General features: G+C 59.3%; 25 protein-coding genes and 4 pseudogenes. 6 read left to right on the forward strand and 23 right to left on the reverse strand.

Translation table 11 applies throughout. The features are described from left to right. Window positions 1–104: 104 nt before the first annotated feature. The 13 genes and pseudogenes from ACYZT4_RS20020 to ACYZT4_RS20080 form a co-directional block, all read right to left on the reverse strand. The gene (locus ACYZT4_RS20020) at window positions 105–1,142 is read right to left on the reverse strand and encodes an RHS repeat-associated core domain-containing protein (protein ID WP_461982562.1); all 1,038 of its coding nucleotides are present in this window, start codon (window positions 1,140–1,142) and stop codon (window positions 105–107) included. Between the two features lie 101 nt (window positions 1,143–1,243). Continuing rightward, window positions 1,244–2,125 carry a transporter substrate-binding domain-containing protein gene (locus ACYZT4_RS20025; protein WP_461982564.1) on the reverse strand — a complete coding sequence of 294 codons (882 nt, stop codon included), beginning with the start codon at window positions 2,123–2,125 and terminating at the stop codon, window positions 1,244–1,246. Further along, the gene (locus ACYZT4_RS20030; protein ID WP_461982566.1) at window positions 2,122–2,904 is read right to left on the reverse strand and encodes an amino acid ABC transporter ATP-binding protein; all 783 of its coding nucleotides are present in this window, start codon (window positions 2,902–2,904) and stop codon (window positions 2,122–2,124) included. Before ACYZT4_RS20030 ends, ACYZT4_RS20025 begins: the two co-directional genes overlap by 4 nt. After that, on the reverse strand, window positions 2,901–3,560 hold the full coding sequence (locus ACYZT4_RS20035) for an amino acid ABC transporter permease (RefSeq protein ID WP_461982568.1): 660 nt from the start codon (window positions 3,558–3,560) through the stop codon (window positions 2,901–2,903). The genes ACYZT4_RS20030 and ACYZT4_RS20035 overlap by 4 nt, the downstream gene beginning before the upstream one ends. After that, the gene (locus ACYZT4_RS20040; RefSeq protein WP_008148239.1) at window positions 3,541–4,206 is read right to left on the reverse strand and encodes an amino acid ABC transporter permease; all 666 of its coding nucleotides are present in this window, start codon (window positions 4,204–4,206) and stop codon (window positions 3,541–3,543) included. The genes ACYZT4_RS20035 and ACYZT4_RS20040 overlap by 20 nt, the downstream gene beginning before the upstream one ends. 479 nt (window positions 4,207–4,685) lie before the next feature. Next, the gene (locus tag ACYZT4_RS20045; RefSeq protein WP_461982570.1) at window positions 4,686–5,468 is read right to left on the reverse strand and encodes a MetQ/NlpA family ABC transporter substrate-binding protein; all 783 of its coding nucleotides are present in this window, start codon (window positions 5,466–5,468) and stop codon (window positions 4,686–4,688) included. A gap of 180 nt (window positions 5,469–5,648) precedes the next feature. Continuing rightward, complete coding sequence (locus ACYZT4_RS20050; RefSeq protein ID WP_461982572.1) at window positions 5,649–6,569, reverse strand: sigma 54-interacting transcriptional regulator; 921 nt, start codon at window positions 6,567–6,569, stop codon at window positions 5,649–5,651. Window positions 6,570–6,637: 68 nt separating this feature from the next. Next, window positions 6,638–7,219, reverse strand: a complete 582-nt coding sequence (locus ACYZT4_RS20055; protein WP_461982574.1) for an alpha/beta hydrolase — start codon at window positions 7,217–7,219, stop codon at window positions 6,638–6,640. A gap of 179 nt (window positions 7,220–7,398) precedes the next feature. After that, entirely contained in the window at window positions 7,399–7,800 is a 402-nt protein-coding gene (locus tag ACYZT4_RS20060) for an ExbD/TolR family protein (RefSeq protein WP_461982576.1), read from the reverse strand. Window position 7,801: 1 nt separating this feature from the next. Next, window positions 7,802–8,527 (reverse strand): MotA/TolQ/ExbB proton channel family protein, encoded by a 726-nt coding sequence (locus tag ACYZT4_RS20065; protein ID WP_461982578.1) that lies wholly within the window; start codon window positions 8,525–8,527, stop codon window positions 7,802–7,804. A 52-nt stretch (window positions 8,528–8,579) separates the two neighbouring features. After that, window positions 8,580–9,395 (reverse strand): energy transducer TonB, encoded by an 816-nt coding sequence (locus ACYZT4_RS20070; RefSeq protein WP_461982580.1) that lies wholly within the window; start codon window positions 9,393–9,395, stop codon window positions 8,580–8,582. Between the two features lie 279 nt (window positions 9,396–9,674). Further along, a pseudogene (locus tag ACYZT4_RS20075) lies at window positions 9,675–10,235 on the reverse strand (TonB-dependent receptor); the annotation flags it as partial. Between the two features lie 28 nt (window positions 10,236–10,263). Continuing rightward, a pseudogene (locus tag ACYZT4_RS20080) lies at window positions 10,264–10,766 on the reverse strand (TauD/TfdA dioxygenase family protein); the annotation flags it as partial. 182 nt (window positions 10,767–10,948) lie between these two features. On the opposite strand from ACYZT4_RS20080, the gene ACYZT4_RS20085 reads away from it, so the two are divergent. Continuing rightward, window positions 10,949–11,869, forward strand: a complete 921-nt coding sequence (locus ACYZT4_RS20085; RefSeq protein WP_461982582.1) for a LysR family transcriptional regulator — start codon at window positions 10,949–10,951, stop codon at window positions 11,867–11,869. A gap of 94 nt (window positions 11,870–11,963) precedes the next feature. Here the strand turns inward: ACYZT4_RS20085 and ACYZT4_RS20090 are convergent. Next, window positions 11,964–12,976 (reverse strand): annotated as a pseudogene (locus ACYZT4_RS20090) (ABC transporter substrate-binding protein). 52 nt (window positions 12,977–13,028) lie between these two features. On the opposite strand from ACYZT4_RS20090, the pseudogene ACYZT4_RS20095 reads away from it, so the two are divergent. Then, window positions 13,029–13,262 (forward strand): annotated as a pseudogene (locus ACYZT4_RS20095) (arylsulfatase); the annotation flags it as partial. Window positions 13,263–13,380: 118 nt separating this feature from the next. Here the strand turns inward: ACYZT4_RS20095 and ACYZT4_RS20100 are convergent. Continuing rightward, window positions 13,381–14,454, reverse strand: coding sequence for a fatty acid desaturase (locus ACYZT4_RS20100; RefSeq protein ID WP_461982583.1), 1,074 nt, complete (start codon window positions 14,452–14,454; stop codon window positions 13,381–13,383). Between the two features lie 100 nt (window positions 14,455–14,554). Here ACYZT4_RS20100 and ACYZT4_RS20105 point away from each other — a divergent pair, with 100 nt between their 5' ends. Further along, the gene (locus ACYZT4_RS20105; protein WP_461982585.1) at window positions 14,555–15,559 is read left to right on the forward strand and encodes an AraC family transcriptional regulator; all 1,005 of its coding nucleotides are present in this window, start codon (window positions 14,555–14,557) and stop codon (window positions 15,557–15,559) included. Between the two features lie 55 nt (window positions 15,560–15,614). On the opposite strand, the gene ACYZT4_RS20110 is transcribed toward ACYZT4_RS20105, so the two are convergent. Both ACYZT4_RS20110 and ACYZT4_RS20115 read right to left on the reverse strand, forming a co-directional pair. Further along, the gene (locus tag ACYZT4_RS20110) at window positions 15,615–15,980 is read right to left on the reverse strand and encodes a response regulator (protein WP_461982587.1); all 366 of its coding nucleotides are present in this window, start codon (window positions 15,978–15,980) and stop codon (window positions 15,615–15,617) included. Window positions 15,981–16,049: 69 nt separating this feature from the next. Then, entirely contained in the window at window positions 16,050–16,736 is a 687-nt protein-coding gene (locus tag ACYZT4_RS20115) for a Crp/Fnr family transcriptional regulator (protein WP_461982589.1), read from the reverse strand. 84 nt (window positions 16,737–16,820) lie between these two features. Between ACYZT4_RS20115 and ACYZT4_RS20120 the strand changes: the two genes are divergently transcribed. Then, entirely contained in the window at window positions 16,821–17,339 is a 519-nt protein-coding gene (locus ACYZT4_RS20120) for an Mpo1 family 2-hydroxy fatty acid dioxygenase (RefSeq protein ID WP_461982591.1), read from the forward strand. A 116-nt stretch (window positions 17,340–17,455) separates the two neighbouring features. Here ACYZT4_RS20120 and ACYZT4_RS20125 read toward each other — a convergent pair whose 3' ends face one another. From ACYZT4_RS20125 to dibA, 6 genes are all read right to left on the reverse strand, one after another. Beyond that, the gene (locus tag ACYZT4_RS20125) at window positions 17,456–18,445 is read right to left on the reverse strand and encodes a sulfate/molybdate ABC transporter ATP-binding protein (RefSeq protein ID WP_461982593.1); all 990 of its coding nucleotides are present in this window, start codon (window positions 18,443–18,445) and stop codon (window positions 17,456–17,458) included. A gap of 3 nt (window positions 18,446–18,448) precedes the next feature. Then, window positions 18,449–19,318 (reverse strand): sulfate ABC transporter permease subunit CysW, encoded by an 870-nt coding sequence (gene cysW, locus ACYZT4_RS20130; RefSeq protein WP_461982595.1) that lies wholly within the window; start codon window positions 19,316–19,318, stop codon window positions 18,449–18,451. A 12-nt stretch (window positions 19,319–19,330) separates the two neighbouring features. After that, complete coding sequence (gene cysT, locus ACYZT4_RS20135) at window positions 19,331–20,149, reverse strand: sulfate ABC transporter permease subunit CysT (RefSeq protein WP_150633164.1); 819 nt, start codon at window positions 20,147–20,149, stop codon at window positions 19,331–19,333. 70 nt (window positions 20,150–20,219) lie between these two features. Next, complete coding sequence (locus ACYZT4_RS20140; protein ID WP_461982598.1) at window positions 20,220–21,233, reverse strand: sulfate ABC transporter substrate-binding protein; 1,014 nt, start codon at window positions 21,231–21,233, stop codon at window positions 20,220–20,222. 70 nt (window positions 21,234–21,303) lie between these two features. Next, window positions 21,304–21,486, reverse strand: coding sequence for a sulfur starvation response protein OscA (gene oscA, locus ACYZT4_RS20145; protein ID WP_134419279.1), 183 nt, complete (start codon window positions 21,484–21,486; stop codon window positions 21,304–21,306). 292 nt (window positions 21,487–21,778) lie between these two features. Then, window positions 21,779–23,698, reverse strand: coding sequence for a phosphodiesterase DibA (gene dibA, locus ACYZT4_RS20150; protein WP_461982600.1), 1,920 nt, complete (start codon window positions 23,696–23,698; stop codon window positions 21,779–21,781). Window positions 23,699–23,845: 147 nt separating this feature from the next. Between dibA and desA the strand changes: the two genes are divergently transcribed. Both desA and ACYZT4_RS20160 read left to right on the forward strand, forming a co-directional pair. Further along, window positions 23,846–25,033: a delta-9 fatty acid desaturase DesA gene (gene desA / locus ACYZT4_RS20155; protein ID WP_461982602.1), complete on the forward strand. Its 1,188-nt coding sequence runs from the start codon at window positions 23,846–23,848 to the stop codon at window positions 25,031–25,033. Between the two features lie 144 nt (window positions 25,034–25,177). Then, window positions 25,178–26,167, forward strand: coding sequence for a GGDEF domain-containing protein (locus ACYZT4_RS20160; protein ID WP_461982604.1), 990 nt, complete (start codon window positions 25,178–25,180; stop codon window positions 26,165–26,167). Window positions 26,168–26,170: the final 3 nt, after the last annotated feature.

Genomic DNA, 26,170 nt, shown 5'->3' on the forward strand with positions numbered 1-26,170 from the left:
TGCTGGAGAAAAACCTCGGGCAGAGCGGGATTGTTGGGGAGTGGCTACTGGATGAACCGGCTTGGTAATGGCCGGATTGATCGGCCAATCTGTCGGCTGTGCCTTCAGATAGACCTACGACGAATGTTGTTGGCCGTGCTCCAAAATTCTGTTGGTCCCAGGCCTGGCGTTAGTGGGGGAGCCGAGGGCTCGAAAGACACCGAAGGCCGTGGTGACGCGTGGGGTGTCGCGATGCTCACCTGCCCCTTGTTCTTCACAAAACTCACCAAGGCAGCTTCAGTCCCGGGCTTTCTCACAGCCCAGTAAGTCCCCACTCTCGAGGCTACCGCCAGCGTAGTCAGCCCTAATGCGACATAACCCAGTATTTTGGCTGCCTCAGGATTCTCGACGAATAACACAACGGCACTGGCAACCCCAGCCACACCCGTGGTGAGTATCAACCCACTGGCCACCACCGTGCTGGTTGCCGCAAAGCCCTGTCTGGCCGGTAATTTCCTCAATGCACCCAATCCCAAGGCATCCTTGGCCAGGTTAAAGGAGGGGATGGCACGGGTCATGCCCAGTCCTGTATTCGACAAACCCAGGATGCTGGTGATCAATCGGCCGATTTCGGCAAACTGCCCGGTCGGATCACTGAAATTTACTGGATCGCCCACACAATACGCATACGGATTCAGTCCACCGCGACTGAACGGGCTTAACTCGTCCGGCCTGTTGAAGCGCATCAGCGCCGGGTTGAACATGCGATGTCCATTGCCGAGCAGGTAATGACCGGTGAGCGGATCGACCGCTTCGCCGTTGTACCCCAAGAGACTCCCAGCACCGCTTTCGATCCGACGGTGACCATAAGGCGAATAAACCTGCTGCACCGATCCACCACGATCAGTCACCTGCAACACGGAGCGCTGTGGGTCCGTGGCCAGCAGCCGGTTATTGACGCCACCACTGTCACGCGATTGCAGCGCCAACAGTTGATGACCTTGCTGGAACACGCTCTGGCTGGCCGCGCCTTGAACATCGGTCGCCAGGTGCTCGCGGCAGTAAAACCGTTGCTGCGGTTGTTGCCCGGCGAGCTCAATCCCTGTCAGCAGATCAAGCGCGCTGTAGCGGTAACGACACAAGCTGGCTTTTGACGTGCTCATTGCAACACCCCCGCAAAAGTATTCAGCTTGCACCAGTACCCGAGGGGCGAATACCTAGCAGAAATGCTAGGTATTGGAGGCTCTCTATATGAAACGGCGAATCACCCCTGCCACTTGCCACCCTCGACAATCACGCTCTCAGGCTTGGTGTCATCGCTTAGTTCTTTACGCACATACTGGTCGTACAGCTTGAGCAAAAACTTCTCTTCGCCCAGCTTCGCCAACTCAGTATTCACCCAGTCACGCAGCTCGATATTGCCCTTCTTCACCGCCGGGGCAATCGGTGCTTCGGCGCCGAGTTTCTGGTCCAGCACGCGGTAGCCAGGGTTTTGCTTGGCCCAGCTGAACAGCACCAGATTGTCCTGCGCATAAGCGTCGCCGCGACCGTTGGCCAAGGCTTGCAGGGATTCGGAGTTTTTCTCGAATTTCAGCAGTTTCCAGTCCGGGTGATTCTTGGTCAGCCAGATGTCCGCCGTGGTGCCGGTGGTAACGATGGTCGTGCGGGTTGCCAGGTCATCGAGGTTTTTCACTTCGCTGGCCTGTGGCACCAGCGCCTGTACCGCAACTTTCAGGTTCGGGTTGGTAAAGTCCACCGCTTCCTTGCGTTCCGGGGTCACGGTCATGTTGGCCAGGATCAGGTCGACCTTGTCGCTTTGCAGGAACGGAATCCGGCTCGCCGGCTCGACCGCAACGAACTCGACCTTGTTTTCATCGCCCAGCAAATCCTTGGCGAATTGACGGCCGATGTCAGTATCGAAACCCACATAACGCCCGGCCTCATTGACGAAACCAAACGGCGGCTTGTCGGTGAAGACGCCGACGATCAGCTTGTCCCGCGCCTTGATTTTGTCGATGTAGCTGGCCGGCGCAGTGCTTTCACTGGCGACTTTCGGCTTCGCCGGTTCCTCGGTTTTGTTGCAACCGGCCAACAGCGCGAGGCCGAGCAGCGGCAGTAAAAATAGAGAAGACTTGGCAGTTTTCATAACAGTTCCGATTCCTTCGTTTGAGTCATTTTGGGTAGTGCGGCGACGTAGGAGAACTTCTCCAGGAACTGCTGCGCTCGTGCGGTTTGCGGGTTCGTAAAGAACATCTCGGGAGGGTTTTGCTCAAGGATTCGCCCGGCATCCATGAACACAATGCGGTCGGCCACGGCGCGGGCAAAGGCCATTTCGTGGGTGACGATCAGCAGCGTCATGCCTTCGCGGGCCAGGCCCTGAATAACTTCCAGCACTTCCTTGACCATTTCCGGATCGAGGGCGGCGGTGACTTCATCGAACAGCATGACCTGGGGGTTCATGCACAGCGAGCGGACGATGGCGATGCGTTGTTGCTGGCCGCCGGAGAGCTGGCGCGGGAAGGCGTCGTGCTTGTCCAGCAGGCCCACACGCGCAAGCAGGGATTCGGCCTGGACACGGGCTTCATGGCGGTCGCGCTTCTGTACCTTGACCGGGCCCAGCAACAGGTTGTCGAGCACGCTCATGTGCGGGAACAGGTGATAACTCTGGAACACCATGCCGATCTGCTGGCGCACTTCGCGCCAGTCGGTGCCTTTGTCCAGCAGCTCACGGCCGGCAAACTTCAGGCTGCCACTGTGCGCGATTTCCAGACCGTTGAGGCAGCGCAGCAAGGTGCTTTTGCCGCAGCCGCTCGGCCCGAGGATGACGATCACTTCGCCCGGCTTCACTTGCAGGTCAATGCCGTCGAGTACCTGCTGCTCGCCGAAAAACTTGTTGAAGCCCTTGAACTCGATCAATGCGCTCATGCTTGCGTCCAGCGCCGCTCCAGCACGCGCGAAGCGGCCGAGAGCGGGTAGCAGATGAAAAAGAAAAACAGGAACAGCGCGCCATAGATCAGCACGGATTCGTAGGTGCGTTCGATGATCTGCTGGCCGACCTTGATCACATCCACCACGCCGATCAGCACCGACAGCGAACTGGTCTTGATGATGCGCGTGTAGACGTTGATGGTCGGCGGTGTCATGCGTTTCAGCGCTTGGGGCAGCAACACGTAGCCGTAGAGTTGCGGGCCGTTCAGGCCGATCGACAACCCCGCCTCGCGCTGGCCGCGCGGCAACGAATGCAAGGCGCCGCGCACTACTTCTCCGACTTCGCTGGCGCCCCACAACGACAGCACCAGCACCGCGCACCAGAAGCTCGGAATGCTCAGGCCAAAGAAAATCGGCAGGCCGAAAAACAATAGATACAACCAGACCAGCACCGGGATCGCGCGAAACAGTTCCAGATAGACCCGCAGGATCGCGTTCAACCATGTCGAATTCAGCGTCCGCAATACGCCGTAGAGCACGCCGCCAACCGTACTGATGGCGATGCTCAGAAAGGAGATCGACAGGGTTTGCGCCGCGCCCTTGCCCAGTTGCGGTAGTGACACCCAGAGCAATTCAAGACCCGAACTGGCCATGCTGGAGCCTCCTTTCCAGGCGGCTGAGCAGCAGCGACAGCGGCAAAAACAGCAGCACGCAAATCAACGTCAGCACGGCGAGCATTTCATAGGTTTTGTAGTAGAGCGCGATATAGCTTTTGGTGGTGTAGAGAATTTCCGGGACGGCCACGGCGGAGACCACGGTGGTCTCCTTGAGCAGGAAAATGAAGTTGGCGAACAGCGAGGGCAAGCTGAGGATGCCGGCCTGGGGCAGGATCACGTAGCGCAGCAATTGCCCGTGGGACAAACCGATGGAGCGCCCGGATTCGAGTTGCGCCTGGGGCACTGCGTCCACGCCGGCACGCAATACTTCAGTGAGGTAAGCGCCACCAAGGAACGTCATGGTGATGATCGCCGCAGCGAAGCCGGACACCTTGATGCCCAGCGCCGGCAACGCGAAGTACACAAAGAACAGCTGGATAAGCAACGGCGTGTTGCGCGCCAGCTCCACGTACAACCCGACCAGGCGTTGCAGGTAAGGCGTACGAAACACCAGGATCGTCGCGTTGATCAGCGCCACCAGCAACGAGGTGCCGATGGCGATAAAACCGACCTGCAGCGTCACGCCCACGGCCTTGAGAAACGCCGGCAAGGTGCTGAGGATAAAAGCGTAATCGAAGTTCATTGAACATCCTGAACGTCGCTCGGCAAGCGACGGCGGTGCGGTCCATGGGCGGTGGATAACCACCTGGCAGGCACAGACTTTAAAGGCATAAGAAAAAGAATTTAAATACCGTTAAAGCATATGGATATCACGCAAAAAACTATCTCGCGGATTTGCCGTGACGATGGAAGACGACTATTTTCCTTTGCGCTGTAGGAAGGATCTTTTTTTCGAGTTCCCCCTCCAAGGACGCACAGCTTTTGGCCAGACTCTCCCGGCCGACCCCTCACAAGGAAGCGAACATGGCTGAAGTAAAAGTGCCGCAACGACTGGATCCGCAGGACATTCTTAAACTGCTGGTGGCGTTGCGCAGGGCGTTGAAGGCCAGGGTGGCCTGAACGATATAGATCATTCCCACGCCGAGTGTAGGAACGATCACGCCGACGCTGGTGTTAGCCGTCGGCGTTCGAAACCTTGAAGGGGTTTGTTGCTGCGTCTAATCAGAACGCCGGCAATACCGCGCCGCTGTACTTCTTGGCGATGAATGCTTTCACTTCAGGACTGGTCAACGCCTTGGCCAGTTTCTTGATGGCGTCGCTGTCCTTGTTGTCCGGACGAGCCACCAGGAAGTTCACGTAAGGCGAATCGGCACCTTCAATGACCAGCGCGTCTTTAGCCGGGTTCAGACCTGCTTCCAGCGCGTAGTTGGTGTTGATCAAATCCAGGTCGACCTGGTCCAGAACACGCGGCAGCAAGGCCGACTCCAGTTCCTTGAACTTGAAGTTGTGCGGGTTCTTGGCGATGTCTTTCGGCGTCGACAGAGCGTTTTTCGGGTCTTTCAATTCGATCAGGCCAGCCTTCTGCAGCAGGAGCAGAGCACGACCGCTGTTGCTGCCTTCGTTCGGCAGAGCGATGGTTGCGCCGTTCGGCAGTTCAGCCAACGATTTGTACTTCTTCGAGTAACCACCGAACGGTTCAACGTGAACACCGATCACGGTCACCAGGTTAGTGCCCTTGCCTTTGTTGAAGCTGTCCAGGTAAGGCTGGGTCTGGAAGTAGTTGGCGTCCAGGTGCTTTTCCGCCACTTGTACGTTCGGCTGAACGTAGTCGGTGAACACTTTGATTTCCAGGTCCACGCCTTCTTTGGCGAGGGCTGGCTTGATCAGTTCGAGAATCTCGGCGTGTGGAATCGGGGTCGCCGCAACCACCAGTTTCTCGCCGGCCTGGGCCAGGCCCGCAGTCAGGGCAGCCGCCAGTGCGGTGAACAACAGAACCTTTTTCATGCAGTGTCCTTATCGAAAATCACGGTCGCCAGTGACGACGGCTAAAAGTTGAGGTGCCAGCGAAGTGCTATCGCTGGCGTGAAGCGGAAGATACCGAGAATTTTTATTCCCGAACAATATCTTTTATTCACTTTCATATTCCATTTTGTTCGCACCCTGTAGGAGCGAGCTTGCTCGCTCCTACAATGATTCGGTTTGCTTCAAGAGTTGCTTCAGGGCGGCTCGCTCGGCAGCAGTGCCTTTAATGAGGATGTGCTTGAGCTGCCGCTCGATCTGCGTCAGCGGCGCGGTCAGGTTCAGATGCTCTGGCAAAATTTCGTCGCCGGTGCTCACCAACAGTGCGAAGTGAATGACGTTTTCCAGCTCTCGGGTGTTGCCTGGCCAGCTGTGTTGTTCCAGCAGATGCTGCGCCGCTTCGCTGATCAGCGGCACGGGCAGGTCCAGGCGCTGGCTGTAGATACCGAGGAAATATTCGGACAGGGACAGGATATCGCCCACCCGTTCGCGCAACGCCGGCAATTCCAGCTGACCTTCGCTGAGGTAGTGATAGAGCCGCTCATGGAATTTACCGGCCGCCACGGCTTGCGCAAGGTCGATGCTGGTTGCCGCGACCAGGCGCACGTCCACCGGGCTCGGCTGAGACGAGCCGACGCGCGTGACTTCATGGTTTTCCAGCGCCGCGAGCAACTTGATCTGGATCGGCAGCGGCAAATCGCCGATCTCGTCCAGATACAGCGTGCCGCCATTAGCCGAACCGAACCAGCCAGCGCGGCTGCTTGCCGAACCGCTGTAACTGCCAGCGGCATAGCCAAACAATTCAGCGTCGGCATACGTCGGGCTGATCGCCCCGCAATTGACCGACACGAACAAGCCGCCTCGATCGCTGGCCCGGTGAATGTGCCGCGCGAGCAATTCCTTGCCGCTGCCGGTTTCGCCACGGATCAACACCGAGATCGCGCGCGGTGCCAGTTGCTCCAGCTCTTCGCGCAACTGACGCGAGCGTGGATCGACAAACACCAGCGCCTTGGCGCGGATGCTCAGGGGACTTTTTTCTGCATCGGGGAAGGTCAGCAGTGGCTGACCGAAAACTTCAAAGCTCATGGCAGACTCCCGCCCAAAACCGCCGGGAGACGGGGGGCGATTTTAAAAAAAAGAAAAAATAAAAAGACTCAAGCGCGGCGCAGAGCGTGATGTTCCATGCGGTTTTGCAGGCGATACAAATAAGCAAAGCCCTGCTCCCAACGCTGATGCCCGGACTTCACGTTGATGTGCCCGGCACCCGCCAGAATCCCTGCCTCGGCGCCCCAGTTACGCGCCAGTTCCAGGGCACGCGGAGCGCTGACGGCACTGTCGTTGTCGGAGCTGACCACTTGACTGGGGAACGGCAGCAGATTCGTCGGAATCGGTGCAAAGTTGCGCAGCGCCGGCGCACAGGCCGGGCGCTCGACATCCGCGGGCGCGACCAGCAAGGCACCGCGCACCTGACGCAGAAAATTCAATGGCGCGGTGGCCGCCCAATGCGCCACCGTGATGCAGCCCAGGCTATGGGCAATCAGGATCACGGGCGTGCTGTCGGCGGCAATCGCCTCGGCCAGCGCCGCGACCCAGTCTTCGCGACGCGGTGTCAGCCAATCGGCCTGCTCGACCCGTGCGCTGTTCGGCAAACTGTTCTGCCAGTGGCTTTGCCAATGATCATCTGGCGATCCTTGCCAGCCCGGCACAATCAGGTAGCGAATTGATTCGTTGCGCATGGGGAGCTCTCCTGCTGCATGTCTGTTCCCGGTCAAGTATAGGGAGGAGAGTTATATTCGTTAAGGAATAAGAAGCTATTTATTAAGACCCATAAAGAATATGAGAGACGGGTGTTTTCCTGGGAATAAAAAAAGGGCCGCACCCTGCCAAGGAGACGGCCCCGGAAAAACGAAATCTGTTAACGCGCGGTGATCACCGACAATTTGGTAATCCCGGCCCGTTCGATCGACGCCATGGCGCGCGCCACTTCGCCGTAATTCACCCCGTCATCCGCCTGCAATTGCACGCGCACATCCGGGTCCTTGGCCTTCGCCGACTTGAGGTTGAATTCCAGCAAGTCCGGCTTGATTTCATCCTTGTTGATAAACAGCTTCCCGGCACCGTCGATGCTCACCATCAGCGGGTCTTTCTGCTCCACCGGGGCCACGGCCTCGGTCTTGGGCAGGTTGATCGGTATCGCGTTGGTCAGCAGCGGCGCGGTGACGATAAACACCACCAACAGCACCAGCATCACGTCCACCAGCGGTGTCACGTTGATCTCGCTCAGCACCTCATCGCTGTCTTGCGTGGAGAAGGCCATATCAGGACGCCTCCTTCACTTTCTGCGCGTTGCCCGTGGCGGCGGCTTTGTGCGCCGTCGGGTGGATCAGTACGCGGAACGAACTCTTCTGCGCCAAGCTGTAGAAGTCATGGGCGAAGTCGTCCAGGTCCGCCGCCGTCAGTTTCAGACGCCGTAAAAAGTAGTTGTAAACCAGCACCGCCGGCACCGCGACGGCGATACCCACGCCCGTCGCCACCAGCGCCGCACCGATCGGTCCGGCCACCGTTTCCAGGCTGGCGGAACCTGCCGCGCTGATGCCTTTCAACGCTTCCATGATTCCCCAAACGGTGCCGAACAAACCAATGAACGGCGACGTGCTGCCAATACTCGCGACCACTGCCAATCCGGTTTCCAGCGAGCGCCGTTCACGCACGATCTGCTGACGCAAAGCGCGCTCCAGACGATCCTGATGATTGATCGCCTGGCTCAAATCCGCCGCCGGTGGCGCTTCTCCCACCTGAATCGCCGCGTAACCGGCCTGGGCCACACGGGCCGCTGCGCCGGGCTGAGTCTCGGCCAGTTCCGCTGCCGAATCCAGGCTCGACGCCGCCCAAAACTGTTTATGAAACCTTCGGTCCTGCGCCTTCAGGCGGCCGAACTGCACGCCCTTGAGCAGCGCCAGGCCCCAAGTGGCGACGGAAAAAACCACCAGCAGCCAGATCACCGCGCCTTCGATGGATTCAAGTGGAGATGCCAATAACGTCATGGTGAATTCCTCGTGTAAACGTTTCGCGCGAATTTGGTTTCTGTTTAATGAATTAGTGCAGCTTGAAATCGATGGGCACGCTGACCCAGCCTTCCTGGGCGACTTCACCTTGCTTGGCAGGCACGAAACTCCAACGCTTCACGGCGTTGATCGCCGCCTCGTCAAGAGCCTCACGACCGCTGCCTTTCTGGATCTGAATGTCGCCAGGCTTGCCGTTGGCCAAAACCTTCACCCGCAACAACACCGTGCCTTCCCAGCCGCGACGGACCGCCAGCGACGGGTATTCCGGCGCCGGGTTTTTCAGGTACGCGGCGTTGGCCGAGGCCGGTGTCACCGGCGCGGGTGTAGGTGGTGCGGGCGGCGCCGGGGCCGCGACAGGTGCCGTCGGTTGTGGCGGCGCTGGCGTTTGCGGAACGACTTTCTGCACCGGTTTCGGCACGGGCTTGACGACCGGTTTTGGTTTCGGGATCGGTTTCGGTGGTGGCGGTTTTGCCGCCAGTTCATCTTCCACCGGCGGTGGTGGCTCGACCACCGGAGGAGGTGGTGGTGGCGGCGGAGGTGGCGGCTCGACCACAGGTGGCGCCGGTTGCGAGAACTCAATCGTCATCGGCGGAATTTCCGGCGGCACGATCGGCAAGACCGTGGTCGGTTGCTGATTGACCCAGTAGATCACTGCGCCATGCACCAGCAACGCCAGCACACCGAGCAGGATCGTTTCCCGGCGACTCAGAATGCCCTTGGGGGCACGCTGCAAACGCAGCTGCCCTAAAGGCACGCGGTGCACCCGGCCGAGATCGACCAACTCGCCACCTGGCGCTTGGCGCCACAGCGCCTCATGTGCGCTGGCGGCGGTCTGGACTTTGCCCATTGATTAACTCCCTGCGGTCTCTTTTGCGGATAACCGAAACGCCGTACCAGACATCCCCCGCCGACGAATCGATGGGTAAATCATTGGGCCAGACGCTTATCACTTAAAGTAATTTTTAAAGTTATGTTTAGATCGTAATCGAATATATAAAACGCTTAACCCTCTGCAGGCCCTGATTTACAAGGGGTCTACGCCCGACGCCGAAACCGCATGCTTTCCAGGCATTGAAAATATTCCTCAGAAGCATGGTTTTCGGCGCTCTTGCTCCTCCAATGCCCGTCAGAAATCGTAACGACCGGTCAGGCCCAGCGTCCGGGGCGTGCCGAGCAGGCCTTCATAACCGCCGTTGCCGCCGGTCCAGAGGGTCGAGTAATAGGTTTTGTCGAAGGCGTTTTTCAGCCAAAACGAGACGTCCCACTGGCCCTGGTTGAAGTTGCCGCGCAGGCCGGTGGACAGGTTCACCACCGCGTAACTCGGGATCAGGCCATAGTCGGAATCTTCCACAGTGCCCACGGCCTTGGAGCGGAATGCGTAGCTGGCGGTGACGTATTCTTCGAAACCGTTACTCAGGTTCCATTTGTATTCGCCGTTGGCGTTGCCAATCCATTTCGAGGCGCCGACCATTTGATGGCCACTGAGGTCGCATGAGGCCGGAGCGCCCGGCGCCAGGCTGACTTCCGGCGGGCATGGCGCATCTTTGTACGAGAGGTAGCTGACGTCGTTGTAGGAGCCGTTGATGTTCAGGGTCAGGCGGCGGAACGGGATCAGCGTGCTTTCGAACTCGACGCCGCGCGAACGTACCGAGCCGGCGTTGGTCAGGTACTGCACGCGGTTCACGTCGCGACGCTGTGTTCCAGCGCCTGAATGCTTCGGTGCCATAGTCATTCACCGCGTAATGCTGGGTCGAGCGGTTGTCCCAGATCGCCACATCACCGGCCTTCCAGCGCCAGCGCACAGTGTTTTCCAAACGGGTGACATGGCTTTGCAACAGCCCGCACAAGTGCGCCGAATCTGCCTGCGAATAACCCTTGATGCGCTTGACGAAATGCCCCGGCAACAAACTCTTCTCGCCGCTGATCGGGTGCACGCGGACGACCGGGTGCTCGGTTTCATAAACGGTCGAAGTGAAGATTTTGCGGTAGCGCTCCAGCTTCTCCGCCGAGACGTCAGGCTTGGCGCCAGCGTATTCGTATTCGTATTCGTATTCGTTGCTGTGCACGGCCACCAGTTTGTCTGCCAGTTCACGCAGCTCAGGCCCCAGAGCTCGCCGGACAGTTGCACGCCACGAATCTCGGCACCAATCCGGCCGGCCACCGGATGGATTTCAAGCGCGTGGACAGCGGGTTCAACAGCTAAAGCGGCATTGCTCATGGGTAGACCCTCATCGGACGGCTTACGGTTGAGCGGCAGCGAAACAACGCTCTATCTATATTCAATTTAGATCTAATAGATATTCACATGCTTCGTTGACGGAATAAGAGCTTGCATTTAAAACCTCATGCAACCCTCGTCGCAAATGCCTTCGAGCTATTTTTAGGATGCCGGAAAAGCATATGGATCTTCGTCAGTTGCGTTACTTCATCGCCCTCAACGAGCACCGCAGTTTCGTTCGTGCGGCTGACGCCATGGGCATCACTCAACCGGCGTTCAGCCGCAGTATTCAAGGGCTGGAGCAAGAGTTTGGTTGCGTGCTGGTGGACCGCGCCAATAAAGATTTGCGCCCCACGCCCGAAGGCCAGGTGGTGCTGCAACATGCGCTGACGCTGGTACAGGGCGCCGCGCTGCTCAGTGCCGAAGTGACGCAGATGACCAAGCTCGATGCCGGTGAGTTGCGCTTCGGTTGCGGGCCGGCCCCGGCGGTGAAACTGGTGCCGGATGCGGTCGCCCAATTCATCAACGCGCACCCGAAAGTCCGCACCTGTTTTCAGGTGGATAACTGGGAAAAACTCAGCCGCGCGTTAAGCCGTGAAGAGATCGAATTTTTCATCGCCGACATCCGCCACTTCGAGGCCGACCCGAACTTCCAGACCCAGGCGTTGACGCCCAAGCGTGGGGTGTTTTTCTGCCGCCCGGGGCACCCGTTGCTGGCCAAGGAAAGCCTGTCGACCAACGACATGTTCGATTACCCGCTGGCGACCACGCTGATTCCGCCGGGCATTCGCAAACTGTTGGCGAACCTCAGCGGGCGAATGGATTTTTCCCCGAGCATCGAGACCGAGCATTTTCCGGCGCTGGTGAAGATCGTGTTGCAGTCGAATGCGATTGGCATCGGAACCGAGGAAGCGTTTGTCGAGGACATTGCCAAGGGTTCGCTGGCGTTGCTGCACTGGCGTAATTTGCCGCAAAACATCGAAAGCATGAGTGCCCGATGCGGGATTGTCAGCCGCACCGGGTTTCGGTTGTCGCCGGCGGCTCGGGCGATGATCGAGACGCTGGTGGCGGTGGATAAGCAGCAGATCGCCGTCGCGGTTTAGGGCCCCTTCGCGAGCAGGTTCACTCCTACAATTGGACTGCATTCCCTGTAGGAGTGAGCCTGCTCGCGACAGCGCCGCAATTGGCACTAGAGATTCAGAGCTTGGCCGCCGCCAGTTCCGGTGCCACCCATTCGCTCACCTTGAACGGCTTGCGAATCAGCTTCTGCTGTGCCACCAGATCCACCGAGTCCTGCAATTTGCCGAGGAACACCGGGTCCAGCGTCGACGGGAACACCTCGCTCAATTTCTGGTCCTGCAGGTCCTGCGTCAAAATCACCGGCGGATAACTCGCCAACCCAGAAACCAGCTGGATGTACGCGTCCTTGTTGCTGTCCTGGGTCAACCAGTCCACGGCCTGCTGTTGCGCCTTGAGCAATTTCGCGACCACCTCGGGATGCTCGTCGACAAATTTGCCCGTACCGACCAGCACACTCTGAACGCTGCCCGCGCCGCCCAGGTCCTTGGTGTTCAGCGGCAACTCGGCCAGCCCTTTGGCTTGCAGCGCGGTCAAACCGGTGCTGCCCCACGAAGCATCAATCTGCTTTGCTGCCAGCGCTGCAACGGCACCGCTGAAGTCCAGGTTGATCACCTTCAAGTCTTTCTCGCTCAAACCCTGGCTAGCCAGCGCGGCGTCGAAAGACAGTTGGGTGGCAGTGCCGCGAAAGATCGCCACGCGTTTGCCTTTGAGGTCCTGCAGCGTCTTGATCCCGGAACCCGGCACCACGCCGAGGTAATGTTTCACGCCCCGCGCCGAGGCGCCCAGCAGTCGTGTGTCGAGACCGTTCGACTTGCCGATGATCGCCGCCAGATCCCCCAGGTAAGCGAGGTCGACCTGACCGTTGGCGAAGGCTTCGTTGATCACCGGCCCGGCACCCTTGAAGAAATTCCACTGAATCGTGATGCCCTGGTCGGCGAACGCTTTTTCGTAGATCTGTTATTACGCAGCACGTCCACCACCCCGCCACCGCTGTGCTGGGTACCGGCACTGAGGTCGGGCACGGCAATCCTGATTTCCTTGAGTTCGTCGGCGTGGGCGCTGAACGCCAGCAGACCCGCCAATGCCGGAACGGCGAACAGACTAAAAACACGTTTGAAGGGAAGGCTCATGGGTGCAGCGCCTGGTGGCGACGGCGGTGTGGAGCTGAAAGTAGGCTGAATCTGGGAGTTGTTCGGGCGCCGGGCGATTCGGCAGGGCCAGTGGAAGGCGGTTTACATTCCCGGGCCGGTGGGGCCGGCGACCTGGCAGCTGTATGACCTGGGCAGTGATCCGGGGGAGATTCATGATTTGGCGGTGAACCAACCGGAGAAGCTGACTGCGTTGATCGAGCATTGGCAGCGGTATGTGGAGGAGACCGGGGTGATCTTGAGCGAGTCGCCGTTTCAGCCTGATTGAGTGTGCCCGCAACATCGTCATCGCGAGCAGGCTCACTCCTACAGAGATCGCGGTTGTTCAAAAATGTTGTGTCAACTGGAGATCCAATGTGGGAGTGAGCCTGCTCGCGATGGGGCCATCAGACGCGCACACCCTCTACGGCTTGCCCCTGAACCTCGTCATTGCGCACAAACCGGTTCGCCCTTCCAAACGTCCCGAAATCATTAAAGCGAACCCCCATCTCACGCATCACTTTATGCGCCGTTGGCACGGTCATCTGGCGAATGTAAAACGGCTCCTTCACCACAAAATGATGGATTCCGTGGCTGCTGCCGAAGTTGAAGCAGAACGCCTGCAACGGCCACATCCACCAAGGGTTCAAGACCTGGCACTGTTGCATCACATTGCCCAGTTCGACATCACCGTAGTAGTGCATGTTGGAACTGACAAAGTGCAGGCAGAAGGTGCGCAACACGTTCGGGCCGATGATCACCACCGCCGCGATATCGATCACCTGCATCAATTGCAGGGTGGTCGCGGACCATTCAATTGGCGTCCCGAGCAAATGGGCGATGCCATTCGCTGCATGAAAACCGAGAAAGACGTACCACGCGCCCCAATGCACCAGCGCCAGCGGCGCATAAACTTTCAGCGTGCGCTTGATGATGCTGGACTTGTGGGCCCAGGTTTTGGCCCGCAGCATGCGAATAAATGCCGACATCACGTTGTCGCCCACCATCAATAACCGCGCGAAACCCCAAGGTTCGCCGTTGGTGATTGCGCGCTCTTCCATGTCGGTTTCCGTGCCGGACACCTTGTGGTGGTTGAGGTGCAGAAGCCGACGAATCCACGGATTGATCGTGCTCGGCCGCGCCAGCCACACCAGGCCCATCATCAGATTGTGCGGCACGCGCTGCTTGCGGAAGTACATGCTGTGAATCAGGTCGTGTTCCAGCTCGTGGGTCAGCGAAGCAAAAAATGCGTTGAGCAGCAGGCACACCCACCCCGCCATGTGCCCGGTGATGTAGAGCGCCGCCGAGCCGATCATTCCGGCCAGCGCAAAGGCGAGAATGCCCGCGCCCAAAGCGTCCTGATGGTTGAGAATCGGGTAGCGTTTACGCAGTTCGACGCCTTTGGCCAGCACCACTTCGCGAATATGTGCTGATCGCTGGGCTGCATTCAGTCGCTGGGGACTTGCAGAAGTACCGTCCATGCTTCCATCCTCTGGTTATTGATGTTCGCATCCTGCCTTGTGAACCCTCGCAACGCGGTAGCCGTGGACGCCAACCTGTTGACCGGAAGCGCCAATCAGCATGACTGAACCGACCTCCCTCGCCAGCTGGACCCGCGCCCTGCGCAAGCAACTCGATGCGCTGGGCCTCGACAGCACCGCCCTGTGCCAACAGGCGGGGCTCGACCCGCAACTGATGGACGACCCGAACGCCCGTTACCCGTTGTCCGGCACCACGCGCCTGTGGCAAATCGCCGTGCAGGTCAGCGGTGATCCGGCGATCGGCCTGCGGGTGTCAAGGTTCGTCAGCCCGACCACCTTTCACGCGCTCGGTTATGCGCTGGTGGCCAGCGGCAGTCTGCGCGAAGTGTTCGAGCGCATCGTGCGTTATCACCAAGTGGTCAGCGATGCCCTGGAGCTTGAACTGACTCGCGCAGAAGATCGCTACCGCTTCTGCCTGAAGATCCCGCCCGGCAACCCGGCCCCCGCGTTCGAAGCCATCGACGCCTTCACCGCGATTTACGTGCGCACCTGCCGTAACCGTCTCGGCCGCGACTATGCGCCGCTGGCGGTGTACCTGCGCCGCCCGGAACCGGCGGACGCGCATCAATGGCACAAGGTCTTCCGCGCTCCGGTGTATTTTTCGGCCGGTGAAGACCGGCTGGAGTTTTCCCTGGCGGATTTCGACAGTCACCTGGACGACGCCAATCCGGAACTGGCCGAACACAACGAAACCGTGCTCAAACGCACGTTGGCGCAGCTCAAGTTGCTGACCTGGGAACGCAAGGTGCGCGATGCCATCGAAGAGCAATTGCCCGAAGGCGAGCCCAGCGCCGAGCATATCGCCCAGGCCTTGCACCTGAGTTTGCGCAGCCTGCAACGGCATCTGGCGGACGAGGGCTGCCGGTTCGATACGCTGCTCAATGAAAGCCGCGAGAATCTTGCGCTGCTGCACCTGCGCGACCCGCAATGCTCGTTGAGCGAGATCAGTTATCTGTTGGGGTTTGCCGATACCAGCAGTTTCAGCCGCGCGTTCAAGCGCTGGACGGGGATGACGCCGGGGCAGTTTCGGGATGGGTTGCGGTAGAGGTGTGTTGCCAGTTCCGGCTTCTTCACGCCAAGCCCGAACACCCCGGTAGATCCTAGCGCCCCCGATCCCGCCGCAACAACTTGCGCACCCGCGCCACCAGCTCACTCACAGTAAACGGCTTGAGCAGGTAATCGTCTTCATGCAGCTCCAGCCCGCGCAGCCGATCCTCAATGCCATCCCGGGTGGTGAGGAACAGCACCGGCGTCTCGCCGAGCTTGCGCACCTGTTGCTGCAACTGCCAGCCATTCAACCCCGGCAGCATGACGTCGAGGATGATCAGCTCGTATTCGCCAGACTCGATAAAACGGCGACCGTCCATGCCGTTGAGCGCCACATCCACCGTGTAGCTCGCCTCGTTCAGGCCGTTCGCCAAGAGCTTGGCGATCTCCGGTTCGTCTTCCACTAACAGCACACGCATGGCACACCTCATTTGTCGTGGTGACAGGCTAAGCGCCTTCGCGAGTAAAGCCCACCTTTACCGACGCTTTTAAAAAATCGCCAATGCCCGCAACCGCTCGGCATCGAGAATTTCGATCTCACCGTACTTCAGATCAAGAATTCCCAAGCCCTGCAACTCCTTGAGAATTTGATTGGTGGTCTGGCGCGACAACGACAACATCGACGCCAGTTGTTCCTGCGGCAGTTGCAGCACCCGCTTGGGCGGGTCGATTTCACCGTAACCGTCGGCGATCATCAGCAGCCGATGGGCCAACCGCGCCGGCGCCGACATCAGGCTTAGTTGTTCGAGGTTGATGAAGGTCAGGCGCAGTTTCTGGCTCATCAGCAGCGCCAGTTGCCGCCAGTACAGCGGCTGCTCGTCGAGCAAGGCCAGCAACGCTGACTGCGGAATGTGCAGCAGAACGCACTGGCCCACGCCAAAGGCATCATGGGTGCGCGGCTGGCCGTCGAACAGGCAGATTTCGCCGAACCAGTGCGGCGATTCCACCAGGCTCAGCAGCGCTTCCTTGCCTTGCTCGCTCACCGCGCCGATGCGCACCGCACCTTCGAGCACCGCGTACAGGCCACACGGCGGATCGCCGCGCTTGAACAGGCGCTGCCCCGTCGACAGGCGCCGCACCCTGGCGGCGGCCAGCAGACTATTCTGTAAGGGAGCCGGCAGATGGCTGAACCATTGGCCCGTCATCAGGCGCGAACGCCAAACCTGCATATCCATTAAAACTCCTGGAGATTGTCGCCTGCCTGACAGAGCGAAAGGGGAACCCGGGGCAAGATCAGTCACCCTACAGGAGGAATAACAATGAAAAGCCTCGTTGACCATCTCAGTCAATACGCCGCCTACCACCGTGACCCACGCAATATTGCCAGCCACTTTATCGGCATCCCGCTGATTGTCGTCGCGGTGGCGGTGTTGCTGTCCCGTCCGCAATGGGCCGGCGGCTGGCTTTCGCCGGCGGTGCTGGCGTCGCTGGCGTCGGCCTGGTTCTACCTGCGCCTGGAACTGCGCCTCGGGGTGTTGATGACAGCGTTGCTGGGGCTGTGCGTTTGGGCTGGTCACGAGCTGGCGCAGCAAAGCACGATGGTGTGGCTGTCGAGCGGGATCGGGATGTTTGTGGTCGGCTGGGCGATTCAGTTTGTCGGCCATCACTATGAAGGACGCAAACCGGCATTTGTCGATGACGTGACGGGGTTGATTGTCGGTCCGTTGTTTGTGGTGGCGGAGCTGGCGTTTTTGCTGGGGATGCGCAATGAGTTGAAAGCGCAGATCGAGGCGCGGGCGGGTGGTGTGCGGGTCAATCCGAAGCGCGCTGCTGCGTAAAACGCCTTCGTCGGAACGCCGCCCGGAGCAGGCTCGCTCCCACAGGGTTTTCGGTCGGTCACACAATTTGTATGCGACACCGATCCATTGTGAGAGCGAGCCTGCTTGCGATGCTTTTAGAGGTTGGCGATTTTCTGCCAGACCTTCGGCTTGAAGAACAGCGTCTCACCCTTCGCCAGCCCAGTCAGGCTGTCGTGGTCCTTGACCACTTCAGCTTCGATCAGCTCGCTCTGGCCTTCGACCTTCAGCGTCACCCGGGTCGTCGCGCCCAGCGGACGAATGTCCCGCACTTCGGCCGCGTGGTGGTCTTCCAGCTCATGCCGCGACAGGGACACTTCGTGCGGACGGAACAGCACGTGGTTGTCCTCACCCAAATGCAGACGGTTCGAATCACCCAGGAAGTGATAAACGAAATCACTGGCCGGGTTTTCGTAAACGTCGCCCGGTGAGCCGATCTGCTCGATCACGCCCTTGTTCATCACCACGATGCGGTCCGCGACTTCCATCGCCTCTTCCTGGTCGTGGGTTACGAAAACGGAAGTCAGGTTGATGTCTTCATGCAGCCGCGCCAGCCAGCGACGCAGCTCTTTGCGGACCTTGGCGTCGAGGGCGCCGAACGGTTCGTCGAGCAGCAGAACTTTCGGTTCCACCGCCAAGGCACGGGCCAACGCAATACGCTGACGCTGACCACCCGACAGTTGCTCTGGATAGCGATCCGACAACCAGTCCAGTTGCACCATGTTCAGCAATTCGTGAACCTTCACCGCGATCTGGCTTTCGCTCGGGCGCTGGTTTTTCGGTTTCATCCGCAGGCCGAAGGCGACGTTATCGAACACCGTCATGTGGCGGAACAACGCGTAATGCTGGAACACGAAACCGACGTTGCGATCACGCACGTCATGGCCGGACACGTCTTCGCCGTGGAACACGATGTTGCCTTTGTCCGGGGTTTCCAGACCGGCAATGATCCGCAGCAATGTGGTCTTGCCGCAACCCGACGGGCCCAGCAGCGCCACGAGCTCGCCGCTGTGAATATCCAGGCTGATGTTGTCCAGCGCCTTGAACGCATTGAAATTCTTGCTGACGTTACGCACTTCGATCGACATGAGTTATTCCTCCGCGGCGCTGGCGCGCAGGCGGTTAATACGGTTTTCGCTCCACTGCTTAAGCAGCAGGATGAAGAGCGCCATGATCAGCAACAGGCTCGCTACCGCGAACGCGGCCACGTGGTTGTATTCGTTGTAGAGGATCTCGACGTGCAACGGCAAGGTGTTGGTCACCCCGCGAATATGCCCGGAAACCACCGACACCGCACCGAACTCACCCATCGCCCGCGCCGTGCACAGCACCACGCCGTAGATCAGGCCCCATTTGATATTGGGAACGGTGACGTGCCAGAACATCTGCCAACCATTGGCGCCCAGCAGGCGCGCGGCTTCTTCTTCCTGGGTGCCTTGTTCCTGCATCAGCGGGATCAGCTCGCGCGCCACGAACGGCACGGTGACGAAAATTGTCGCCAGCACGATGCCTGGCAACGCGAAGACGATCTGGATATCGTGATCCTGCAACCACGGCCCGAACAGGCCCTGGGCGCCGAACATCAATACGTAGACCAGACCGGCGATCACCGGCGACACCGAGAACGGCAGGTCGATCAGGGTGACCAGGATGCTCTTGCCGCGGAACGAGTATTTGCTCACGCACCACGCGGCGCTGACGCCGAACACCACGTTCAGCGGCACTGAAATCAACACGGCGATCAGCGTGAGTTTCAGCGCAGACAACGCGTCGGGTTCAAGGACCGCGGTGAAGAACCCGCCCAGTCCGTTTTTCAAACCCTGGGACACCACGATCACCAGCGGCAGCAACAAGAACAGCGCAAACACCAGCCAGCCGAGACCGATCAGGATTCGCCGCGAATGGGCGCTGCCACGGCGGGCAGCGTTCGAGGAAGCAGCAGCAATAGACGATTGGGACATTTCTGCGCCTCCTTATGGGGTTTCGATGCGGCGTTGCAGCAAGTTGATCAGCAGCAACAGGACGAAGGAAACCACCAGCATCAATACGCCAATGGACGTAGCGCCGGTGTAATCATACTGGTCGAGCTTGACCATGATCAGCAGCGGCAGGATTTCCGTTTTCATCGGCATGTTGCCAGCGATGAAAATCACCGAACCGTACTCGCCAACCCCACGGGCAAAAGCCAGTGCAAATCCGGTGAGCCAGGCAGGCAACAGGGCGGGCACCAGGATATGGCGGAAAACCTGTAACGGTTTTGCACCCAGACACGCCGCCGCTTCTTCAACTTCACGGGGGATATCGGCCAACACTGGCTGTACGGTACGCACCACGAATGGCAGCGTGACGAACGTCAACGCCAGCGTGATGCCCAAGGGGGTGTAGGCGATCTTGAAGCCCAGGTCCGCAGCAAACTGACCGACCCAGCCGTTCGGCGCATACAGCGCGGTCAACGCGATACCGGCCACGGCCGTGGGCAACGCGAAGGGCAAGTCGATCATCGCATCGATGATCTTGCGACCGGGGAAGGTGTAGCGCACCAGCACCCAGGCCAGCAACGTACCGATGATGCCGTTGATGATCGCGGCGTACAGCGCGGTGCCAAAGCTCAGCTTCAGTGCCGCCAGCACGCGAGGCGCCGAGATGATTGCCCAGAACTGATCCCAGGTCAGTTGCGAGGCATGCACGAACATCGCCGCCAGTGGTATGAGCACAATCAGGCTGAGGTACACCAAGGTGTAGCCCAGCGTCAGCCCGAAGCCGGGTATGACGGGGGAGATACGACGCGACATAAAAGTCCTTGGTTGAGAACGCACAAAGCCCCGAACGTAAATCCGGGGCTCGTTTATGGCTTATTGCAGGTTACTGCGCCTGGTAAATCTGGTCGAACACGCCACCGTCGTTAAAGAATTTCGGTTGGGCAGTTTTCCAGCCGCCGAAGTCTTTGTCGATGGTCACCAGGTCCAGTTTCGGGAACTGCTTGGCGTACTTGGCGGAAACGTCCTTGTCACGTGGACGGTAGAAGTTTTTCGCGGCAATTTCCTGACCCGCCGGGCTGTACAGATGCTTGAGGTAGGCCTCGGCGATTTGCTCGTTGCCTTTCTTCTCGGCGTTCTTGTCGACGACAGCGACGGGCGGCTCAGCCAGGATCGACAGCGAAGGGACGACGATTTCGAACTTGTCAGCGCCGCCGTCTTCTTTCAGTGCCAGGAACGCTTCGTTTTCCCAGGCCAGCAGCACGTCACCCTGACCGTTGTTGACGAAAGTAATGGTCGAACCGCGAGCACCGGTGTCCAGCACGGGTACGTGCTTGAACAGGGTCTGTACGTATTCCTTGGCTTTGGCTTCATTGCCGCCATTGGCTTTCAGGCCATAAGCCCACGCCGCGAGGAAGTTCCAGCGAGCGCCGCCGGAGGTTTTCGGGTTTGGCGTGATCACCGACACGTCATTCTTGACCAGGTCGCCCCAGTCCTTGATGCCCTTAGGGTTGCCTTTACGGACCAGGAACACGATGGTCGAGGTGTAAGGAGTACTCGCATCCGGCAGACGCGTCTGCCAGTCCGCCGGCAGGGTTTTGCCCAGTTTGGCAATTTCGTCGATGTCACCGGCCAGAGCCAGGGTCACCACGTCAGCGCGCAGACCGTCGATGACCGCACGGCCCTGTTTGCCCGAGCCACCGTGGGACTGCTGGATTTTCACGGTGTCGCCAGCGTGGTCCGCCTGCCAGAACTTGACGAATTCAGCGTTGTAATCCTGATACAGCTCGCGGGTCGGGTCGTACGACACGTTGAGCAGTTCGTAATCCTTGGCAACCGCGGAGCCCGCAAAAAGGGCACTGGCCAGAGCGGCCAAAGCGAAATGACGAATCGACGACATGGTGAAAGCTCCTGGAATTCTAGGTGTGTTGGCTTTTTTTATGATTGCGGGAAGCGGTTTGCCGGTGCTTTTAGCTTGGTTTGTTGCTCGGGCTCTGCAAACGGAATTTTTCTTTGCGTTCGATCTGGACCACCTGAGCGTTGTGCACGGTGATTTCCACGGCGCCAAATCGCAGGTCACGCAGGGCGCTCTGGATCTCGCGCAAAATGGTGGCTTCGTCTTGACCGTCAACACTACGTAGGGATGCGCTCATGGTGCTGCTCCTTCGACTGAGAGGTTGCCTGGCAGTGGGCGGCACTGCTTGCGGCGTGAGGCCAATAGTAGATAGGTGCAGATATTCTTAAAAAGACTATTTAAGAATGTTTATATAACTAAAAGAAATTTTTTGCCGCCGCGAGGGTTTACGCTTGATCTATCTACAACACGAACCCTGTGGGAGCTGGCTTGCCAGCGATGAGGACGTTGAGGCTGGCGCAGAATGTGCGGCCGCTATCGCTGGCAAGCCAGCTCCCACAGGGCTTGGGACGGCCGCACATTGTTGGTGGTCAGTGGATTCCCGGGGCGTGCATCCAGTCCAGCTGCTCGGCCGGCACCGGCCGCCCAAACCAGTAACCCTGCCCAAGATCGCAACCTTGCTCGAGGAGGAAACTCGCCTGCTCAACCTGTTCAATCCCCTCGGCATGCACTTGCATGCCCATGCTCTGCGCGAGAGCGATGATCACCCTCACGATTGCCCCATCGTCCTCATCCCACGGCAACCCGGCCACAAAGCCCTGATCGATCTTGAGCTTCTGCACCGGCAAACGCTTGAGCCGCAACAACGACGAATACCCGGTGCCGAAATCATCGATGGCCAGTTGCACGCCGAGTTCACGCAAGTGATGCATCTGTTCCAGCGCCACTTCCGGATCGTCCATCACTGCGCTTTCAGTGACTTCCAGTTCCAGACAGGCCGGATCCAGCCCGGTTTCGTGCAGCACCTGCGCCACTTGCTCATACAGCTCACGGCGAGCGAACAAGCGTGATGAAACATTCACCGCGACAAACGACAGCACCACGCCAGCCTGCTGCCACTGGCACATCTGCTGACAGGCCTGGCGCATGACCCAGGCATCGATCTCGGCGATCAATCCGGTGCGCTCGGCAATCGGGATGAACTCTGCCGGCGACACCAGCCCGCGCTGCGGATGGTCCCAACGCACCAGCGCTTCGACCCCCACAAGGCCACGGCTTTTTAGGTCGTGAACCGGCTGGTAAAACACCCGCAGCTCCTGGTGTTCCAGCGCACGGCGCAACTCGGATGCGGTCTCGACCCTCTGCTGAGCGTGTGCGGTCAACGCTTCGGTGTAGAGGGCGTAGCCGTCACGGCCGGCGCTTTTGGCCTTGAACAGCGCCGAATCGGCGTTGCGCAACAGCTGCTCGGCGCTCACGGCGTCGCCGGGAAACAGGCTGATGCCGATGCTGGCATTGATAAACAGCCGATGCCCGTCGATTACGAACGGCTTCTTCAGGCCTTCGACGACGCGCTGGGCCAGCGCCGCGGCGTGTACCAGCTGTGGACAACTTTCCGCCAACACCGCGAATTCGTCGCCACCCAGCCGGGCCAGGGTAATTCCCGGACCAAACATCGCTTTCAGGCGCTTGGCCACGGCCTTGAGCAATTGGTCGCCGATGGTGTGACCGAGGCTGTCATTGATCATCTTGAAGTGATCCAGATCGATCATCAGCAAGGCGCAGCTGCGCTTGTGGATCTGCGCCGACGCCAGCGCCTGGTGGGCACGGTCGGTGAACAGCAGGCGGTTGGGCAGATCGGTCAGCGGGTCGTGATGAGCCAGGTACTTGAGTTCGTGCTCGGAATCCTTGATCGCACTGATGTCGGAGAACACCGCAACGTAATGGCTGAGCCGGCCCTGATCGTCGTGAATCACACGGATCGTCTGCCATTGCGGGTAGATTTCGCCGCTCTTGCGCCGGTTCCAGATCTCGCCGCTCCATTCGCCACCATTTTTCAGCGTCGCGAACATCGCCTGGTAGAAAGCCACCGGATGCCGGCCGGACTTGAACAAGCTGGGTTGCTGGCCCAGCACTTCTTCACGCTGATAGCCGGTGATTTCTATGAACGCCCGGTTCACGTGGACGATGACGCCTTTGCCATTGGTGACCAACACGCCTTCGCGGGTGCAATCGAACACCGCCGCCGCTTGGCGCAAACGCTCGCGGTCTTCGTGGCGCTCACGCAGTTTCGCGCCGAGACCCAGGCACCGAAGCAATCGTGCGCGCGCGATGAAAATCAACCCGGCGCTCAACAGGACCCACGCGTAACCGTTGATCAGTTGCCATCGCAACAGCTCGTCGGAGCTATCGAAGAAACTGTTCAATAAGTAACCACTGAACTGCAGCCAGACTACGGATAGCAACAGGTAAAGCAGCGCTGCGCGCAATGCGTCGCGATAGGTGGCAGACATTCGGCCGTCCATGTCCCTACAAAAGGGTTGGAATTATAGGTGAAAGAAACATCCAGCCACTCTTATCTGAAAGGGTGACTGGTTTTATCTGCGGGCTTAGTGATAATGCTACGGCTGTTTTTTTATTTATCGAGGGCCCTATAGCCTATGTGGTACGAAGGTTTTCTCGGCTTGTCACCTTGGTCACTGGTGGCAGTCACCCTGCTGATGACCCACGTCACGATTATCGGCGTGACGGTCTATCTGCATCGTTATTCAGCCCATCGCTCGCTCGAGCTCAATGCCGGCCTGAAACATTTCTTCCGCTTCTGGCTGTGGCTGACCACGGCGCAGAACACCCGCGAGTGGACTGCCATCCACCGCAAGCATCACGCCAAATGCGAAACCGTCGACGACCCCCACAGCCCGGTCATCAAGGGTTTGTCCACCGTCCTGCGCAAGGGCGCCGAGCTGTATCGCAGCGAAGCGGAAAACCCCGAGACCTTGCGCATCTACGGCAAGAACTGCCCCGAAGACTGGATCGAACGTAACCTGTACAGCCGCTTCCCGCTGCTGGGCGTGGCAATCATGGGCGTCATCGACCTGCTGCTGTTCGGCACCATCGGTATCACCATCTGGGCCATCCAGATGATGTGGATTCCGGTCTGGGCTGCCGGCGTGGTCAATGGCCTGGGTCATGCCGTCGGTTACCGCAACTTCGAATGCCGCGATGCGGCGACCAATCTGGTGCCTTGGGGCATTCTGATCGGCGGCGAAGAACTGCATAACAACCATCACACCTACCCTAATTCGGCAAAACTGTCGGTCAAGAAGTGGGAATTCGACCTCGGCTGGGCCTGGATCCAGGTCTTCAGTTTCCTGCGACTGGCCAAGGTTCAGCGGGTTGCGCCGATCGCCCACCGGGTCGAAGGTAAAGGCAGCCTGGACATGGACACCGCCATGGCCATCCTCAACAACCGCTTCCAGATCATGGCGCAGTACCGCAAATTGGTGATCGCGCCGCTGGTCAAGCAGGAACTGGAAAAGGTCGATCACTCGGTCCGCCACCAGTTCCACCGGGCCAAACGTCTGCTCTCGCGTGAAACCAGCCTGCTCGATGACAAACACCACGTGCGCATCCAGACCATGCTCGAGCACAGCCAGGCGCTGAAGGTAATTTACGAGAAACGGCTGGCCCTGCAGCAGATCTGGGTCAAGACCAGCTCAAATGGTCACGACATGCTGGCCGCCATCAAGGATTGGGTACACGAAGCCGAAGCCAGCGGGATTCAATCCCTGCGTGACTTCGCCGATCAACTGAAAACCTACTCCCTGCGCCCCGCCGCTTCTGCGTGACGCCGTTGATCGGTGCGCCCCGTTCGCGGGCGCACCCTTCGGAACTTAGCTCCAGATCCCCTATCTCAAAGACACTTCGCCACTACGGCGGGCTTCGTTGTGGCCGCTGTTGAACTCGCGGCACGTCCTGTGAGATTTGTGCCGATGGTCATCAAGAACCTGCAAGACACATCCCTGCCCCAGTGGCCTGAAGCCGCACAAACACTGATGGCGCTGATGCACGCCCAAGGCGAAGTCGCGCGCCTGACTGAACGCGAACAGCTGTTCAGCTCGCTGCTGGTGAGTGTTAACGCAGTACTCTGGGCGTTCAACTGGGAAACCCGTCAAGTGCTCTACGTCAGCCCGGCCTATGAACGGATTTTCGGCCGATCCGCCGGGCTGTTGCTGTCCGACTCCAACCAGTGGCGCGACAGCATCTACCCTGACGATCTGGAATACGCCGAGCGCACCCTCGCCGAAGTGCTGGTCAAAGGTGCCGTAGAAGACCGTGAGTACCGCATCATCGATGGCGAAGGTCAGGTGCGCTGGCTAAGCGACAAGTGCTTTATTAACCGACAGGCCGAATCGGGCCGTCCGGTAATCATCGTCGGCATTGCTGAAGACATCACCGAGAAGAAACAGATGGAAAGCGAGCTGCATCGCCTGGCCACCACGGACGGCCTGACCCAAAGCAGCAATCGCCGGCATTTCTTTGACTGCGCCCACCGCGAATTCGAACTGGCTCGCCAGCAAGGCACGCCCATGGCGTTTTTGCTGCTGGACATTGATGATTTCAAGTTGATCAACGATAGCTACGGGCATCCGGAAGGCGACAACGTGCTGCAACGCATCGCCGAGACCGGTCGCGGCACGTTGCGGCGCGGTGATGTGTTCGGGCGAATTGGTGGCGAGGAATTCGCCGCAGTGTTTCCCGGCTGCGCGCCAGACATGGCCATGCAAGTGGCCGAGCGCCTGCAAAAGGAGATTCAGCGATTGAGCTTCAGCCATGAGCACAAGACGTTCGGCATCACCGTCAGCCAGGGCTTGACCAGCATGACCGCTGAGGACGAAAGCATCGACAGCCTGTTCGCCCGGGCGGATGCGGCGATGTATGAAGCGAAGCGTCAGGGCAAGAACCGGATAATCTCTGGCTGACAG

The sequence above is a fragment of the Pseudomonas sp. GB2N2 genome, assembly GCF_054897705.1.

Coding starts and splice junctions, on each gene's coding strand:
- ACYZT4_RS20100 (WP_461982583.1), bottom strand. CDS start 14,454: ATGGACGGTACTTCTGCAAGTCCCCAGCGACTGAATGCAGCCCAGCGA.
- oscA (WP_134419279.1), bottom strand. CDS start 21,486: ATGAGCGCATCCCTACGTAGTGTTGACGGTCAAGACGAAGCCACCATT.
- ACYZT4_RS20045 (WP_461982570.1), bottom strand. CDS start 5,468: ATGAAAAAGGTTCTGTTGTTCACCGCACTGGCGGCTGCCCTGACTGCG.
- cysW (WP_461982595.1), bottom strand. CDS start 19,318: ATGTCCCAATCGTCTATTGCTGCTGCTTCCTCGAACGCTGCCCGCCGT.
- desA (WP_461982602.1), top strand. CDS start 23,846: ATGTGGTACGAAGGTTTTCTCGGCTTGTCACCTTGGTCACTGGTGGCA.
- ACYZT4_RS20115 (WP_461982589.1), bottom strand. CDS start 16,736: ATGGATATGCAGGTTTGGCGTTCGCGCCTGATGACGGGCCAATGGTTC.
- ACYZT4_RS20125 (WP_461982593.1), bottom strand. CDS start 18,445: ATGTCGATCGAAGTGCGTAACGTCAGCAAGAATTTCAATGCGTTCAAG.
- cysT (WP_150633164.1), bottom strand. CDS start 20,149: ATGTCGCGTCGTATCTCCCCCGTCATACCCGGCTTCGGGCTGACGCTG.
- ACYZT4_RS20085 (WP_461982582.1), top strand. CDS start 10,949: ATGGATCTTCGTCAGTTGCGTTACTTCATCGCCCTCAACGAGCACCGC.
- ACYZT4_RS20050 (WP_461982572.1), bottom strand. CDS start 6,569: ATGAGCTTTGAAGTTTTCGGTCAGCCACTGCTGACCTTCCCCGATGCA.
- ACYZT4_RS20105 (WP_461982585.1), top strand. CDS start 14,555: ATGACTGAACCGACCTCCCTCGCCAGCTGGACCCGCGCCCTGCGCAAG.
- ACYZT4_RS20140 (WP_461982598.1), bottom strand. CDS start 21,233: ATGTCGTCGATTCGTCATTTCGCTTTGGCCGCTCTGGCCAGTGCCCTT.
- ACYZT4_RS20020 (WP_461982562.1), bottom strand. CDS start 1,142: ATGAGCACGTCAAAAGCCAGCTTGTGTCGTTACCGCTACAGCGCGCTT.
- ACYZT4_RS20055 (WP_461982574.1), bottom strand. CDS start 7,219: ATGCGCAACGAATCAATTCGCTACCTGATTGTGCCGGGCTGGCAAGGA.
- ACYZT4_RS20035 (WP_461982568.1), bottom strand. CDS start 3,560: ATGGCCAGTTCGGGTCTTGAATTGCTCTGGGTGTCACTACCGCAACTG.
- ACYZT4_RS20110 (WP_461982587.1), bottom strand. CDS start 15,980: ATGCGTGTGCTGTTAGTGGAAGACGAACCGGAGATCGCCAAGCTCTTG.
- ACYZT4_RS20040 (WP_008148239.1), bottom strand. CDS start 4,206: ATGAACTTCGATTACGCTTTTATCCTCAGCACCTTGCCGGCGTTTCTC.
- ACYZT4_RS20060 (WP_461982576.1), bottom strand. CDS start 7,800: ATGGCCTTCTCCACGCAAGACAGCGATGAGGTGCTGAGCGAGATCAAC.
- ACYZT4_RS20065 (WP_461982578.1), bottom strand. CDS start 8,527: ATGACGTTATTGGCATCTCCACTTGAATCCATCGAAGGCGCGGTGATC.
- dibA (WP_461982600.1), bottom strand. CDS start 23,698: ATGTCTGCCACCTATCGCGACGCATTGCGCGCAGCGCTGCTTTACCTG.
- ACYZT4_RS20025 (WP_461982564.1), bottom strand. CDS start 2,125: ATGAAAACTGCCAAGTCTTCTCTATTTTTACTGCCGCTGCTCGGCCTC.
- ACYZT4_RS20120 (WP_461982591.1), top strand. CDS start 16,821: ATGAAAAGCCTCGTTGACCATCTCAGTCAATACGCCGCCTACCACCGT.
- ACYZT4_RS20070 (WP_461982580.1), bottom strand. CDS start 9,395: ATGGGCAAAGTCCAGACCGCCGCCAGCGCACATGAGGCGCTGTGGCGC.
- ACYZT4_RS20030 (WP_461982566.1), bottom strand. CDS start 2,904: ATGAGCGCATTGATCGAGTTCAAGGGCTTCAACAAGTTTTTCGGCGAG.
- ACYZT4_RS20160 (WP_461982604.1), top strand. CDS start 25,178: ATGGTCATCAAGAACCTGCAAGACACATCCCTGCCCCAGTGGCCTGAA.